This window comes from Pseudoalteromonas sp. TAB23 (assembly GCF_000498075.1).
GTDB classification, from domain to species: domain Bacteria; phylum Pseudomonadota; class Gammaproteobacteria; order Enterobacterales; family Alteromonadaceae; genus Pseudoalteromonas; species Pseudoalteromonas arctica.
The window spans coordinates 19,313-35,319 of the sequence record NZ_AUTP01000344.1; the positions used below are offsets into that span (position 1 = coordinate 19,313).

At 37.8% G+C, this 16,007-nt stretch carries 16 protein-coding genes; 2 read left to right on the forward strand and 14 right to left on the reverse strand.

Annotation, left to right across the window (positions count from 1 at the left end; translation table 11 throughout):
- Positions 1-37: 37 nt before the first annotated feature.
- The gene (locus tag L654_RS0123005; protein ID WP_024609158.1) at positions 38-3,052 is read right to left on the reverse strand and encodes an immune inhibitor A domain-containing protein; all 3,015 of its coding nucleotides are present in this window, start codon (positions 3,050-3,052) and stop codon (positions 38-40) included.
- Positions 3,053-3,542: 490 nt separating this feature from the next.
- On the opposite strand from L654_RS0123005, the gene L654_RS0123010 reads away from it, so the two are divergent.
- Together L654_RS0123010 and ilvN are read left to right on the forward strand one after the other, a co-directional pair.
- The gene (locus tag L654_RS0123010; protein ID WP_024609159.1) at positions 3,543-5,267 is read left to right on the forward strand and encodes an acetolactate synthase 3 large subunit; all 1,725 of its coding nucleotides are present in this window, start codon (positions 3,543-3,545) and stop codon (positions 5,265-5,267) included.
- Positions 5,267-5,764, forward strand: a complete 498-nt coding sequence (gene ilvN, locus L654_RS0123015) for an acetolactate synthase small subunit (RefSeq protein ID WP_007580691.1) — start codon at positions 5,267-5,269, stop codon at positions 5,762-5,764. The genes L654_RS0123010 and ilvN overlap by 1 nt, the downstream gene beginning before the upstream one ends.
- A 92-nt stretch (positions 5,765-5,856) precedes the next feature.
- Here ilvN and L654_RS0123020 read toward each other — a convergent pair whose 3' ends face one another.
- The 13 genes from L654_RS0123020 to L654_RS0123080 all read right to left on the reverse strand — a co-directional run bounded on the left by L654_RS0123020 (position 5,857) and on the right by L654_RS0123080 (position 15,983).
- Complete coding sequence (locus L654_RS0123020) at positions 5,857-6,132, reverse strand: HU family DNA-binding protein (protein WP_002962474.1); 276 nt, start codon at positions 6,130-6,132, stop codon at positions 5,857-5,859.
- 210 nt (positions 6,133-6,342) lie between these two features.
- Positions 6,343-6,882: a DUF3833 domain-containing protein gene (locus tag L654_RS0123025; protein ID WP_024609160.1), complete on the reverse strand. Its 540-nt coding sequence runs from the start codon at positions 6,880-6,882 to the stop codon at positions 6,343-6,345.
- Position 6,883: 1 nt separating this feature from the next.
- Entirely contained in the window at positions 6,884-7,372 is a 489-nt protein-coding gene (locus tag L654_RS0123030) for a chalcone isomerase family protein (protein ID WP_024609161.1), read from the reverse strand.
- A gap of 54 nt (positions 7,373-7,426) precedes the next feature.
- Positions 7,427-7,927 carry a DUF2878 domain-containing protein gene (locus tag L654_RS0123035; RefSeq protein ID WP_024609162.1) on the reverse strand — a complete coding sequence of 167 codons (501 nt, stop codon included), beginning with the start codon at positions 7,925-7,927 and terminating at the stop codon, positions 7,427-7,429.
- Complete coding sequence (locus L654_RS0123040) at positions 7,905-9,167, reverse strand: cyclopropane-fatty-acyl-phospholipid synthase family protein (protein WP_024609163.1); 1,263 nt, start codon at positions 9,165-9,167, stop codon at positions 7,905-7,907. Before L654_RS0123040 ends, L654_RS0123035 begins: the two co-directional genes overlap by 23 nt.
- 37 nt (positions 9,168-9,204) lie before the next feature.
- Positions 9,205-9,942, reverse strand: a complete 738-nt coding sequence (locus L654_RS0123045; protein WP_024591085.1) for a DUF1365 domain-containing protein — start codon at positions 9,940-9,942, stop codon at positions 9,205-9,207.
- Positions 9,935-11,191 (reverse strand): FAD-dependent oxidoreductase, encoded by a 1,257-nt coding sequence (locus L654_RS0123050; RefSeq protein WP_024609164.1) that lies wholly within the window; start codon positions 11,189-11,191, stop codon positions 9,935-9,937. Before L654_RS0123050 ends, L654_RS0123045 begins: the two co-directional genes overlap by 8 nt.
- Positions 11,188-11,898 carry an SDR family NAD(P)-dependent oxidoreductase gene (locus L654_RS0123055; RefSeq protein ID WP_024591087.1) on the reverse strand — a complete coding sequence of 237 codons (711 nt, stop codon included), beginning with the start codon at positions 11,896-11,898 and terminating at the stop codon, positions 11,188-11,190. The genes L654_RS0123050 and L654_RS0123055 overlap by 4 nt, the downstream gene beginning before the upstream one ends.
- A gap of 2 nt (positions 11,899-11,900) precedes the next feature.
- Positions 11,901-12,329: a nuclear transport factor 2 family protein gene (locus L654_RS0123060; RefSeq protein WP_024609165.1), complete on the reverse strand. Its 429-nt coding sequence runs from the start codon at positions 12,327-12,329 to the stop codon at positions 11,901-11,903.
- 1 nt (position 12,330) lies between these two features.
- Complete coding sequence (gene phrB, locus L654_RS0123065) at positions 12,331-13,725, reverse strand: deoxyribodipyrimidine photo-lyase (RefSeq protein ID WP_024591089.1); 1,395 nt, start codon at positions 13,723-13,725, stop codon at positions 12,331-12,333.
- Positions 13,725-14,678 carry a DUF523 and DUF1722 domain-containing protein gene (locus tag L654_RS0123070; protein ID WP_024591090.1) on the reverse strand — a complete coding sequence of 318 codons (954 nt, stop codon included), beginning with the start codon at positions 14,676-14,678 and terminating at the stop codon, positions 13,725-13,727. Before L654_RS0123070 ends, phrB begins: the two co-directional genes overlap by 1 nt.
- Before the next feature lie 8 nt (positions 14,679-14,686).
- A complete protein-coding gene (locus tag L654_RS0123075) occupies positions 14,687-15,367 on the reverse strand; it encodes a ChrR family anti-sigma-E factor (RefSeq protein ID WP_024591091.1) in 681 nt (226 codons plus the stop codon).
- Positions 15,360-15,983, reverse strand: a complete 624-nt coding sequence (locus L654_RS0123080) for a sigma-70 family RNA polymerase sigma factor (RefSeq protein WP_010552978.1) — start codon at positions 15,981-15,983, stop codon at positions 15,360-15,362. The genes L654_RS0123075 and L654_RS0123080 overlap by 8 nt, the downstream gene beginning before the upstream one ends.
- Between the last annotated feature and the right edge of the window lie 24 nt (positions 15,984-16,007).

Sequence of the window (16,007 nt, forward strand, 5' to 3'; positions counted from 1 at the left end):
GCTAATTTAGCGGGCTTTTTTTATTTGTTAATTAAGCTTATACCAACCTGCTTATATAGTTAGTATTGAACCTAAATAAACTTAACAGTAGTAATCCTAATAAACCTGCCAATGATCCGCCACTTGAACCAGAACTACTTTGTTGCTTTTGCACTGTAAGAGATAACTCTTTAGCAAAAGTGTCATTTGTTTGAGTGTCAGTAACATTCAACGTTACACTAAATGCCCCGTCAGTTTGATAAGTATGCCTTGGGTTTTGTAAGTTTGATACCGCACTGCCATCACCAAAATCCCAACTGTAAGTATAACTATTAAAGCCGCCGGTTACTTGCGCATTAAATTGAGCGCTTAAATCATTTACTGTAACGTTTGCGTCTATGCTAAGCGGAACAGTTGCCGTTACATCAACCGCTTTAGTTTGCTCCGTGCCTTCGTTATCTGTCACTGTAAGCGTTACTTGGTAATCACCAGAGTATAAATAATTATAAGTGAGCGATTGCGTCGTTAAAGTACTTCCATCCCCTAGCTGCCAATTATAAGTATACGGTGCGACTCCACCTGTAAACGAAGCTTGAGCTGTTAATATTCCTTGGTTTATTTCATATTCAATTTCATTTACAGATAATGGCTCAGCTAATGTAACTTGAGCTACAGCTACTTGCTGTGAAGTATCATTACTTGCCATAAACTCAACGCTATAGGTGCCATAGTCTTGGTATTCATGAGTAGGCGTTAACTCTGTGCTTGAGCTACCATCGTCAAAATTCCACGTGAATTTATCCGCTGGCGTGAGTGCAAAACCTTCTACATTAAAATTAACGATTAAACCTGTTTTGGTAAAATTAATACCTTTAGTAACATCGTAATTAAGCTCTACTTCTATATCTTCACTATCAGCTGACTGGCTTATAATATTAAACCCAAAGCCAACCTGTGGAAGGGCAACGCCCGATGACTGTTGCGCTGAAAAGCTATAGTCGGTTTTATCAGTAAATTCTGTAATAGCTGATAAATCATCATCACCTAATCCAGCTCGCTGTGGATATAAACTAAAAGCAGCATCACGAATTTGAATTGCTGAAGCAGCCGGAGTTTGCGTACTGCCTTTATTTATAGAGCGCTGATCAGCATCTACCACTAATGCAAAACCACTACCTGGATGCTCTGTCGTGTTGTTATCTGCTTGAGATTCATTGCTATACCACAATAATAATCCCGGTGAGTACTGCTCTGCTTGCAAACTACTATCAACGCCTGTGTATGAACGCAATTGTAAATAGTAATGTGATGGCGATGCATATGTGTAACTACCTATTTTTTCAAAGCCATTAAACTCGGTGTTAATTTGATCTTGTGCATTATTTTGCCAAATTAAAGTATCACTTTGCACAATACGCATATCATCCACAACAAAACCATAATAATGTGTGTTCGCATCTGTTATGTATTCAATTTTTAGATCAATGATTTGCCCAGCATAAGCTGATAAATCAAACTTATGAGTTAAATAGCCGTTAGGCTGCTTAGCATCACTATTAAAAAATGAATCACCTGATATATACGGACCAATGTCACCATAGTATGGGTTTATTGCTTGCGTATAATTACTAGCAATAGGCTCCCCATTTACTTTTACCTGTACTAAATCATAGTCGCGCTCAATACTGTAATAAGCAATAAAGCTTAAAGTAAGTGCCTCAGTTGTGTTTGGTAGCGTTACTGTATTAACTAAGCTGTTACTAACATTGTCGCCCGTATTTGAATAGTATTGAAAATCGCCTTCTACTGGCGTTTTAAATTTTTCGAGTCGAGATGGCAGTGTTATTTTTATTTGGCTTTGTAGTTGTGAATTACTCGCAGTATTAATTAATGTTTGCTGTGCGTTAGCATCTATCTCATCCATATCAAGCGTGAGCTGATTAACCCAATTACCCTGGTATCGATTTTGTAAATATTCAAGCGCATAAGGACTAAACATAACAGGCTCTGAACCTCGTGGCGAACCTGCCCAACTTCCTGTCGACATAACTGACCAAGACGCAACAGGCTCACCTACCGTGTTAGATTGTAAGTCGTATTCATCTAATAATCCCAAGTCATGCCCAAACTCATGTACCACCACGCCAATCCCAGCATCAATTGGATTAATTGTGTAACCAAAGAGTTTAATACTGCTGCCTGCAATCTCGCTCGGCCCACTATTTTCATCAAATACATAGTAGCGGTGCGACCAAATAGCGTCGGTGCTTAGGTAACCGCCACCTGACTCCTCACCAATACTTGAATGAAAAATCATTACATGATCAATAATTCCATTAGGCTCGTTGAGGATGCCATCGCCATCAACATCATCTAAATCAGTTAAATCATAATCAGCTAAATTAATATTAAACTTTGCAACCGCCTTCTCCACAGCCTCTTTGACTAAAGCGGGCGCATTTTTATCACGCGTACTGCCTTGGCGTTCACCATATATTTTTGCATTGCTATCAGCGGTTACCCAGCCATATACCTGCCCGTTAAAGTTTAAGCTATTACCAGATGCTGCTTTATAATAATCTGCAGCCGTTGATAAGCTTTGTCCATCAGGGCCCGCATAACCTTGAGTATTAAAAAGCATTTGCTGATAGTGTTCAGTTGAATAATCAGCGTAAAACATGTCTGTGTCTTGCTCTACAAGTCGATTATCGTCATGTTTGAGGTCAGGAAAATCAATTAAGATAGCTAACACTTTTACATCATTAACGCTTTGATCAGGCACTAGCGACGTTGAAAAAGCGGCTTGTTGTTTATTTGTGTTTGAAAAATCCGTAGAGGAGGATTTAAATTGCCTAAAGCCATTTTTAATTGAGTGATTGGCAACTTCTTTGTTACTCATATATGACTTAAATGAACTATCTAACTCACTAGAGGATATTTGGTCTCTTTTTTTAAGCCAATATAAAATACGTTCTTCGTTAGTTATACCAACATCATGCGGGCTTAAATTATTAGCCGCTACCATAGGGCTTAATAGCGTAGTTAAAAGCGCAATTAACGTCACTTTTTTCACTGTTTTTTCCTCAAACATAATTATGTAGTAATCATACCTAATAATAGAAATTTAAACATGCGATAAAAACATATAGTTAACATGTGCAATAAAGGTTAATGGTCTGTCACACTCTTTTATAACTAAAATCAAACACACAACCTAAAACGCATAATTTCTGCTAGTTAACTCAGTTAAATACAGTATTTCTGAAGATTTAAATTAAAAAAAGCTACAAAACGAATTTAAAATGCAAAAAACCACTTTCAAGGTTGACATAAGGGTTCAAAACCCTTAAAAATAAACCTATACAGAATTTTTAATTTAAAAGCAGTGTTTTGCTAAGTAGAGTAAAAACTATGAACACACAAATTAACCTTTTAGTCGTACTCGTACTGGTCTTAGTTATAAGCCCAGCGGGGATGTATTAAAAGGTGATACTGCTTTTTAAAAACCCTCGCACTACGCGGGGGTTTTTTTATGCATAAAAAAAGCGCACAGAGGAATGAGGATGAGCAAACAAGAATATAATGGCTCTGAACTAGTAGTTCAGGCATTAAAAGAGTTAAAGGTAAAATACATATTTGGCTACCCCGGTGGTTCGGTTTTAGACTTATATGATGCACTTTTTCAGCAAGATGATATTGAGCATATATTAGTACGTCATGAACAAGCTGCCACACATATGGCTGATGGTTATGCTCGTGCTACTGGAGACGTTGGTGTTGTACTTGCAACCTCAGGCCCTGGCGCTACAAACTGTATAACGGGTATTGCAACGGCCTACATGGATTCAATTCCTATGGTTGTATTGTCAGGCCAAGTACCTACAAATTTAATTGGTGACGATGCATTCCAAGAAACTGATATTGTTGGCTGTTCTCGCCCTATAGTTAAACACAGCTTTAACTGTAGAAGTGCTAAAGAAATCCCAACAATCTTAGCTAAAGCCTTTTACATAGCCAGTACAGGTCGTCCTGGACCTGTTGTAGTTGAGCTTCCTAAAGATATGCTTAACCCTGCTATAAAGTTTGAATACGAATTTCCTAAAACAACAGAGCTAAGAACATACAGCCCTAATACTAAAGGGCATTCAAAACAAATTCGTAAAGCGGTAACAACTATTCTAGAGGCCAAAAAACTGGTTATCTATTCTGGCGGTGGTATTGTTATTTCAAATACGTCAGAGCAATTAACGCATCTAGTTGAATCGTTAAATGCACCCATTACCAATACACTAATGGGGCTTGGCGGCATATCAGGTGTACATCCAAACTTTGTAGGTATGCTAGGCATGCACGGTACGCTTGAGGCTAACAAAGCAATGGCAAACGCCGATGTGATTTTAGCGCTTGGTGCACGATTTGATGACAGGGTAACTAATAACGTTAAAAAGTTTTGTCCAAATGCCACAATTGTTCATGTTGATGTTGACCCAACTTCAATTTCAAAAACAATCAAAGCACACATACCAGTTGTAGGTTGTTTAGCAACCGTACTTGAACAACTACAAACGGGTATTGATAAAAGCCCAATTAAAATAGATCGCAGCGCGCAAGAAGATTGGTGGCGCCAGATTATCAGCTGGCGTGAACAAAAATGTTTAAGCTACAACACTGATGGCGACAAAATTAAGCCACAAGCCGTTATTGAAGCTGTTTATAAAGCCACTAATGGCGATGCTTACGTAAGTTCTGACGTTGGTCAGCACCAAATGTTTGCAGCACAATATTACCCATTTAAGCATCCTCGTCAGTGGATAAATTCAGGCGGCCTAGGCACTATGGGCTTTGGCTTACCTGCTGCTATGGGCGTAAAATTAGCCTTTCCTGATAAAGAATCTGTATGTATTACGGGTGATGGCTCTATTCAAATGAATATTCAAGAGCTATCTACCTGCTTGCAGTACAACCTAGCGGTAAAAGTTGTATCACTCAATAACCGCTCTTTAGGTATGGTACGCCAATGGCAAGATATGGTTTACGGCGGTCGTCATTCATCATCTTACATGGACTCGCTGCCTGATTTTGTTAAGTTGGTTGAAAGCTACGGGCATGTGGGTATTAAAGTAAACACACTTGATGAGTTACAACCTGCAATCGATAAAGCTATGAGCATAAACGATCGTTTAGTCTTTTTAGATATTCTTGTAGACGAGAAAGAACATGTATACCCAATGCAAATCAAGTTAGGTGGCATTGATGAGATGTGGTTACGTAAAGGAGTAAAAGCATAATGCGTCGTATTTTATCTATTTTACTGGAAAACGAACCAGGTGCACTGTCGCGTATTGTTGGGCTTTTTTCACAACGTGCATACAACATTGACAGCCTAACTGTTGGCACAACTGATGATCAGTCGTTATCACGTATTACCATTACCACCATGGGTGATGACAGAGTGGTTGAGCAGATCACAAAACAAGTTAACAAATTAGTCGACGTGCTTAAAATTATCGATTTAACAGAAATGAGTCACATTGAGCGAGAGTTATTGCTTGTTAAGGTATTTGCTCAAGACGAGACGACTCGTGCAGCGGTTACCCGCGTAGTTGATGTGTTTCAGGGTGTTATTTTAGATATGGGCCGACAAAGCTATAGCCTGCAACTAGTGAGCAGTACAGACAAAATAGAATCGTTTTTAGACACACTTCGCCATGAAACCGATATTATTGAAGTTGTACGTTCTGGTGCTGTTGGCATTGGCCGAGGCGATAAAGCCTTAAAAGCATAAATTTATAATATAAAGGCATCAATTGATGTCTTTATTAAACATAAAAAAAAAGAGCTAAATAGCTCTTTTTTTATTTTAATTCGTTAAACCTATTAAGGGTTTACTTGGTCTTTAAGACCTTTACCTGCTTTAAAGCTTGGGATAGTTGCCGCTGCGATTTGGATCTCAGCACCCGTTTGTGGGTTACGGCCAGTGCGAGCTGCACGTTCTTTTACTGAGAAAGTACCAAAACCAACTAATGCTACTGAATCACCTTCTTTTAAAGAAGAAGTTACAGCACCTGTAAACGCGTCAAGAGCACGAGTAGCAGCGGCTTTAGAGATTTCTGCATCAGTAGCAATTTTTTCAACTAATTGAGCTTTATTCATTGTTAGATTCCTATTCGTTATTATTTTGCCTTCGCAAAACCTATCTTTATGCATTTTTAAAGAGTTAGCAACAGCAAATTGCATTTTTTGCTTAAATTCTTAAAAAATGAGTAAAATTTAAATAATTCTCGGTAGAATACAGCGTGTTGGGTTAACAAAGACTTAATTTGAGTACAATTTTGGCGCAAGTTAAGCAACTGGGTAAATAAGCTATATTTTTTCGATAACTAAGGTCACTTCCCCGACCTCGACTCCAAACTTAACAATAGATGTGCGGTTTATCAAGCGCGATTGTGTAACCAGGTACATCCAATCGTCAAAATTCACTTCTAAAGTACTGCCATCGTATGGAAGCTCTACATCATAATTCCAATGAAATACGCTGCCGTCACTTTTGCCTTTTGCTGTACCTATAACATCAGCTGCCGACCCCGTTAAACTATTGTCTTCATTTAACGTTATTTTCCAAATTCGCTTTTGGGTTTCGCCATCATCATAAACAAAGTCTTCTTCAATAACGCCCTGGTTACCGTCCCAAGTCGCATTCATATCTACGACAAGCTTTCGGGTCAATTCGCCTTTAAAGTCTTGTACAACACCATAGGCTTTCAAATTTCCGCTAAAAAACGTTTTAAAGTCGAAATTTGGCGATGTATTTTTATAATGTTCAACATTTGGTGCCGAACAGCTAATTAAAAGTAGAGCCGAGAGGCTCATAACAGCTGCTTTTAACGTGTTTAATATGTTCATATTAATTCCCTAATAATTGCTTTCGTAATTTTGGCTCAGAAGTTTTTTCATCAAGCCAAATAGCTAAAAAGTCACTCGAAAATTGAGGTTCATCAATTTCACCCATTTTTTCATCATTATGATAAAAAGTGCTCATACCTTGCTCATTTGTCACTAATGTTAGTGAGTCACCCTTTTTTATATCAGGCCAAATAGACAACAATTTACTGTCGTATTTATCTGCCAGCCCTGTTTTTCCAAGATGTTCCCACTGCTCATTTGTTGCTTTTACTATTTCTTTAGCGTCAAAGTCACGTAAATAGGTAAGCTTAAACTTAACAGGATGTGTTTCTGCGCTGTAATTACCTGAAGGGGTAAATAGCACGGCGTCATATACATCCCAAAATAAATACTCCATTCGTGCTTCGCCTACTTTATTAAATTGTGTGTTAGCTAAAACAATTGAAGTTGTAAGCAAATAAAAAGTAACTGCCTTTAGTAAAAATTTCAAAATAAGCTCCCTTTGAGTCAATGGGTAATGTTACGAAATAGAAATTGTGGACGATCAGCGATTGATGAATAACTTGATTTTTTGGTTTATAAAAAGAATAACAGTAAATACTGTAGACCAAAGCGCGCCGTAAACGAGCCAGAATTGCCATAAAGGGAACCCTAAACTTATTACTTCAAAGCGTGCTCCAGCCCAATAACTTGCTGGCGCAAAAGCCATGCATACTAAAAAGGCCTGCCAAAGCTTTAATTTGCTCAAAAAAACCATAGAGGTATTTAAAGAAAGTAATAATGCAGCCCATAAAAAGACGAGCCATAGAGGGAAGGGATAAACTTTAAATTCTAACAAGCCTAACTTTACCGCTATAAATTCTAACAATAGTGCTAAAGGTAGGGCTTTAATTAGTAGTAAGGAGTCTTGTTTTTTCTGCTTTGACAAACAAAACATTAAAACAATAATCAAGCCACTAAAAAGTAGCGAATTGGCTTCAAGCAGCAATGATAAAAACCACACTGCTTGAAATAAAATAAAATTAGTAACCGAGCGCAATATCATCGTTATCACTAGTAAAACGAGGTTTACGCGCCATTAAATGTACCGTACTTGTTGCTCTCGCTCTAAACGCACCTTCGCAATAAGCAAAATAAAATAACCATAAACGATAAAAGCGTTCATCAAATTTAGAGCGGTCTAAATCAGGCCAACTTTTTATAAAACGAGTTCGCCAATCTGCTAATGTTCGTGCGTAGTGAGCGCCAATATCATTAACAGTATGAATAACCATATCGGTATTATTTTTAATCTGCTCACTCATTTCGTTAAGCGATGGCAAACATCCACCCGGAAAAATATACTGTTGGATAAAGTCAGAATTTTTTAAGTAGTGCTTATAACGCTGATCGCCAATAGTAATTGCTTGTATAAGCATGGCGCCATCGTCTTTTAGGAGCTCACCACACTGAGTGAAAAAGCTCGGCAAATAATCATGACCCACTGCTTCTATCATTTCAATAGAAACAAGCTTGTCGTATTTACCTTTTAGTAGTCTGTAATCGAGCTTGAGTAATGTTATTTTACTTTCAAGACCAAGTTCAACAATCTTGTTAGCTACATAATCATGTTGCTCATCAGATATGGTTGTTGTTGTTACATGGCAATCGTAATGTGTGGCCGCATATATAGCAAATGCCCCCCACCCTGTACCAATTTCAATTACTGAATCATTTTTTTGAAGCTCAACTTGCTCACAAATGCGTTTAAGCTTGTATTGCTGAGCCTCTTCAAGTGTGGCTTCTTTTGTAGGATATACAGCACTTGAATAAAGCATTTCTTTACTTAAAAATGATTCGTACAAATCATTACCTAAGTCGTAATGAGCAACAATATTTTTCTTAGATCCCGATTCTGAATTTTTGTTTTTTATGTGATTAAATCGGTGTGCGATACTACTAAAAAATGCGAATTTTTTTTCAAACTCATCGAGTTGCTTTTCGTTTATAGCAAATATCTCAATGAATGAAGTTAAGTTGTCACAAGACCAATGCCCCAAAATATACGCTTCGCCAGCGCCAACACTCCCAGATAATGCAAATGCTTTATACATAGCTTTATCATTAACTGTAACGGTTGTTTTTAGATCAGAAAACGTATCACCAAAAACAGTTCTTTCGTTGCCTTCGATAAGCACTATTTGACCTGTTTCGATTGATGAAAAGGCTTTAGTTACTAATTTTTTATATATATTAGTTAACCAATTTGTGCTTTGTTCGCAATTTAAGCTCGACACTTTATCCATTAAAATACCTATTAATTGTCCTGACTACCTATGTGCTTTATGGCTTACCTGAGTGGCCTAAAAAAGGCACTCGCTTTATAAACAACTTTAATGCTTGATAATAAATACCTTTGAAAATAGACCATGTCATGGCCGGAAAACGTTTAAACAACTTATTAATCTCTTCGTTAGTGAGTTCTTTACGTTTTAAGCGAAGTGTTGCATCAAATAATAACTCTTCATTTTTCTTATTTTCAATGTGTATCAATGTTTTATCAGGCGATTGTTTAACATGCCAATGATAGTTCATATCTAGATTCATAAAAGGTGATACGGAAAAAACCTTCTTAAAGTTCACTTTTTTTTCTAAAGGGACTAAATAATAATGACGTTCGTTCCAGGGTGTATTACTCACTTCAGCAATCATGTACTTAAAACGAGTGTCGTTGTGGCCAAAGAAGTAAAAATTAACAGGGCTAAAATACACCCCAAAACAACGAAGTTGCCCAAGCATATAAACATGAGTAAAGGTTTCAGTAATACCTAAATTGGTAAGTTGATCATGCGCACGCTCAATAAGAGGTCGTTTAGCACGCTTTGAGGGGTCTTTAAGATAATCAGCTTCATTAAATTTTAACGCTTTTAAGCCTGACGTACCTATGTGTTTATGCACACCATTTAGTTGCTGAGGATTATTTAAATCTACCCACATCATATACAAAGGGTAACTAAAACGATGTTCTTTAACAGCAAAACGGCGATGTTTTACATCGCCTAAATACACTGCACTAGTCAAATTCGACCCCAAGTTGCTTGGCTACATCTACACCACTGTGTACGCCATCTTCATGAAAACCATTGTACCAATAAGCACCACAAAAATAACTATTGTTTTGTCCATCAATACTGTGTTTAAGCTTTTGAGCAGCAATTGACTCTTGGTTAAATACAGGGTGATGATAAGTAAACTCGCGCAAAATTTTACTTTGGCTTATTCCTTCAAGGTGATTAAGCGTTACACAAAACTGTGTATCCGACTGTATGCCTTGCAAAATATTCATTTGGTAAGTAACAACAGCTGCTTTATCAGTGTTGTTATTAAGTAGGTAGTTCCAACTTGCCCATGCCGCTTTTCTATCAGGTAAAAGGTTTGTATCGGTGTGCAGCACAACTGAGTTCTCAGTGTAAGCTATTGTACCCAATACTGACTTTTCTTGCTCAGTCGCATCACCAAGTAGTGCAAGCGCCTGATCTGAATGACAAGCAAATATTACTTTATCAAACTTACTTAATTCACCATTGGCAAACTCTATTGTTACTTCATCATTTTGACGCGTAACAGATTTAATATCTGTATTAAGTTTAATTTTATCAGCAAAGCCTCTGATCAGTGGCTTAATATACTGACGAGAGCCACCTGGTACTACATACCACTGTGGTCTGTTTGTTACATCTAAAAGGCCATGATTAAAGAAGAACTTAACAAAAAATTCAACGCCTACATTTTCCATTTCTTTAATACTGGTAGACCAAATAGCTGCGCCCATCGGAAGAATATAATGGTATTTAAAAAAGTCATTAAAGTGATTGTCACTAAGCAATTGACCTAATGATTGATCAGACTGGTAATCATCTTTTTCATGTAGTGCTTTACACAATTTGTTAAACCTAACAATGTCGTACAATAATCGCCAAAACTTAGGTCTAAAAATATTACGACGCTGAGCAAACAGGCTTGTAAACGTATGGCCATTGTATTCAAAGCCAGTGGCTTCGTTATGAACACTAAAGCTCATCTGCGTTGTTTGTTTATCTACACCAATACGCGATAGTAACTTTTCAAAGTATGGGTAAGTTCTGTCATTAAATACAATAAAACCAGTATCTATTGCGTATTTTATGCCGCACACATCAACATCAACCGTTGCAGTGTGGCCACCTATATAATCATTTTTTTCAAATACGGTTACATCGTAATGTTTATGAAGCAAATGCCCACATGTTAAACCAGATACACCAGTTCCTATTATTGCTATTTTTTTCAACGGGCTAATCCTTTTGCGATTTTAAGCCAAATTGGGAGTGGCAAAATACGTAATGCCTTTAATATAAGTGTAAAACGGTACGGAAAGTGAACATCTTTTCGGCGCTTATGTATTCCCTTAATCATATAGTCTGCGGCTTTTTCAGCGGTAACGGCCATAGGCATCGGGAAATCATTTTTATTAGTAAGCGGAGTTTTCACAAAGCCAGGGTGAACTAAAGTCACATCAACATCATCTAAATCAACAGCTAAGCTTTTTGCTAAGTAACTTACACCCGCTTTTGATGCACCATAAGCTTCTGAACGAGGTAACGCAAGGTAGGTAACACTTGAGCTGACCAAAACAAGCTGACCACCTGAATTTATTTTAGGAAGTAGCGCCTCAAGGCAATACCCCATAGAGAGTAAATTTACGTTTATTACACGTTCAAACAATGCACTATCAAAATTTCGCGCGTCATCTATGTATTCACAATTACCGGCGTTTAAAATAACACGGTCAAAATGAGGAAAGCCAATAGTAGACTCTTTAATGTCTTGTAGATTAGTTGCATCAAATTTACACGCTTGAATATTGTCGTATTTAGCAAGCTCAGCGAGCTTTTCACTATTACGGCCACAAGCAATAACAGTGTCTCCCAACTGCGCATATTTAATTGCTAACTGCTCACCAATACCAGAAGTAGCACCCGTTATAAGTGTGATCATAATTAACCTGCCCTTTTATCAATTAGCTTTATAACGCTACCAAGTAAAGGAATGTGTTTGTATAACAACTCGCCCATATTAAAGTAGTCTCTGTGCTTGATAATTTTGCCGTCTTTAAAAATAAGCTTGCTATGACCTTCTACCGAAATAGTTTTACCTGATGAAAGCTTTGGATGTGCATAGTGCATAGTCCAATAAATAAAAGCATTGTTTCCGCTATTAAACGAATCACTAATATCAAACTGGCAATGCTTAACATTGCTATATAAGTTAGCAAAGTACCTGCGCAATTCTACAATGCCGTTAATTGCATGCATTGGGTCTATAAACTGTATGTCGTCACAGTAAATATCACTCAATAAATCAAGATTAGTGCTATCAAGCTGTTGGTATATTTCAACAAATTTATCTACTGGTAACTGGTTATCCATATCACACCTTAAATGCAGCAAGTGCACGTTCTCGTGCCGCTTTATGATCAACTATTGCTGGCCAGTAACATTCCTTATCTTTACCTATTGCGGCTAAATAAGTGTGTGGAAAATGAATGTGTTTATCTGGCACGTTTTCAAGCTCTGGCAAATACTTACGGATAAACTTGCCAGTTGGATCAAAGCGCTCGCTTTGTCTGATAGGGTTAAAAACTCTAAAGTAAGGCTGAGCATCACACCCGGTACTTGCAGCCCACTGCCAGCCACCATTATTTGAGGCTAAATCGCCATCAATTAGGTGCTGCATAAAAAAGCGCTCACCTTCGCGCCAGTCTATTAATAAATGCTTAGTTAAAAAGCTCGCAACAACCATACGTAAACGATTGTGCATCCAACCGGTTTGCTTTAATTGTAGCATTGCAGCATCCACTAACGGATAACCTGTTCGCCCTTCACACCATGCTGTAAATTCATTTTCGCTTTTACGCCACACTACGTCGTTATACTTTTCGTTAAAGTTGTCACCGCGCGAAAGCTTCGGAAATTCAGCAATCAAATGCCTGTAAAATTCGCGCCAAACAAGCTCGTTAATCCACGTAAACGTTTTACTTTTTGACGTAGTTAAAATATCAGGATAACGCTGCTGAATATTAATAAGCAGCTGTTTTGTGCTTACAATACCAAGTGCTAAATACGGGCTTAAACCTGATGTGCCTTTTACGCTGGGTATATCACGCTGATCATCGTAGCTTGTAAGTTTGTCACATATAAAGTTATCGACCACGGTTGCTAGTGTTTCGTCGTCAACCGGCCACTTATCTGAGCATCCATCACTTTTTAGTAAGTCGCTTTCATCAAATTTTATTGGATCAGAAGTTAAAGGCCATTGAGGCAAACTAAAGTGTGTATCTTGATACTGCTTTAACCATGCTCGCTTAAATGGAGTAAACACTTTATACATTTCATTACTTTGATTTTTAACCGTTCCAACAGGTGCAATTAAATCACCTTCGTACAAAGTAAAAGTAATTGAAAGCTCATCGCATTCGTGCAAAATTGCTTTATCGCGGTTTACTTCATTAAGCTCATATTCTGTATTAGCAATTACGTGTTTTACATCGTTTGATTTACAAAAATCAATAAGCTCACGCGTACAATCACAAAAGCTTGGCGCTTCAATAACATGTAAAGTAATGCCGTAATCAGCAAGCTGAGATTGAAGATAAGTAACTCGGCGCTTGAGTAAGTCAATCTGAATAGGCGCAGTTTGGTGCTGTTGCCACTGTTTTTCAGACACAAAAAAAATGGCGTGTTTAGCGCCATTATTTAGCGCTTGAATTAACGCTTCGTTAGAAAAAAGGCGCAAATCGCGCCTAAACCAAAATAATGTATCCATCAAATACCAAATCGTAGTTTTAAATCGTGAGGGTAAGGGTTAAAAAACACTTGTTTTTCAAGGTACTCATTTGGGTGAACCTTCAAATGATGTTTTAACAAGGTAAGTGGTACATACAATGGCACCAAACCTTCGCGGTATTCATCTATCGCATCACGAAGTTCTTGTTTTTCAACCTTCGATAAATCTGTTTTAAAGTAACCTTGTAAATGCATTAGCGTGTTGCAATTATTTCTGCGAGAAGCTGGCTTTTTAAGACCCGTCATCAAACCTAGAATATATTCATCTGCAACTGCATTTATATCGTCACCTACATAAGTCCCCAGCAGGTTACCCAAATCACGATAAGCTTGATAGTTATGAGCCATCAACAAGTACTTATACTGAGAGTGAAATTGAGTAAGCTTATGAACCGTAAGCGGCTCTTGTGCTAATTTTTGCCAGTTTTTAAATACGTAAATTCTCATTACAAAGTTTTCACGTAAATGCATGTCATTTAAACGTCCGTTTTCTTCACATGGCAATAATGGGTTGTGCTTCATTATTTGCTCAGCAAAAAAACCAACGCCTTCTGAGGTATTACCTGTTCCTGCTTCGTTGTATATTTTAATGCGCTCCATGCCGCAGCTTGGGCTTTTTGCACAAAATACAAATCCGCTTAATTCTTTAGCTTGTTCAGTTGCAACTTTTTTACCATATTCAGTAAGTTGTTGGCCTACTTCGCCGGTGCCATCTGGGCGGCATACTTTAATAGTATCGCCCACTTTAACTTGGCGAATAGTTGGACGAGGTATTGGTAAACCAACAGCTACTTCCGGACAAAACCGTGTGTATTCAACGTGTTTACCTAGCTCGTCCATACAAAAATTTGACTTTTTATGTCCTGTGTCAAATCTAACTTTTTCGCCTGCTAAGCAGGCGCTTATACCTATTTTTATTATATCTGTATGCATATATTCTCTTAGTAAATCAAATTACCTATTGGATTTAGTAACTTGCTGAAGCCCTTATTAAAATGTAGCGCACTACTGACAACTGTAAAGCATAAACATCCATCTTTCGTTAAAGGTGTGTGTTGATGACTACCATCTTGCCAAATAAAGTCGCCTGGTACGTAATTACCATCTTCATCACTAAACTCACCGTCTAGTAGTAAAGTAACTTCAAATCCAGTATGTGTATGCTCAGGAATTTCGCCACCGGCATCAATATGTAGCAAGCTAGAACGCAGCGCACCATCATCAAGCGAAACGCGAGATCGTGCCAGCTTACCAACTTGTGTAAATTTGCTATGAGAAATACGTGTTAAAGCACGTGGAAGCTGATAGTTATGCTCATTCACTTTAATAGAGACAGGCTCTACTTCGTAAACTTCATCAATAGAATCATCAGACATGATCATATCAAGTACATTTAGTTCAAATTCTTCAAGTAAATCAGATTTCTCAGTTTGAGGTTTCTCAAATTGAGCAGGCTCTTCACTAAATAATGCATTTGCATTACTTGCTTCAATTTTAGCTACTTTAGCTTGGCACACAGGGCACATGTCTACGTGAATAGAAACGGCTAAACTCAATGATGTAGCAAGTGATGCATCGCAATACTGTGTCAGTAAAGTTTCACTCGGGTGATGTTTAATCATGCTGATCTCCCATTTCATTACGTAATTTTTGCAAGGCCAAACGTAACCGTGATTTTACCGTGCCTACTGGAATATTAAGTTGATGTGCAAGTTGCTCTTGCGACATATCTTGAAAATAAACGCCTCTTACCACTTCGCGTTGAGCAATTGGTAATTTGTCTAAATAGCGCTTAATTTGCTTATCTTCTAAATGATCACTGTATTCGTGATGCGTATCTTGTGAGTCGTTTAGTAACGGCCAAATATCTTCGCTTATATTTTCTTCTTTATTACTTTTCATTTTACGAAGCATATCGAACGAAGCGTTACGCATAACGGTATAAACCCACGTAGTCGCAGCGCCTTTTTCACTATGATACAAATGTGCTTTACGCCAAACAGACGTTAATGTTTCTTGCACAAGCTCCATGGCTTGGGCTTCAACACCAAACTGCTTAATTCCAAAGCGTTTAATTTTTGGCGCAAAGTATTCAAATAAATATGAAAACGCTTTTTTATCGCGTGATTGCGCAACATCTATAAGCGCTTGCATGAGCTCTTTACTCGGCGTTTCTGGCATGGCAGTGTACTTACCTGTATTAGGTTCACAACGTGGTGACTGTTGTTGACTTACCATAATAATTTATCCCGTTATTGCTTT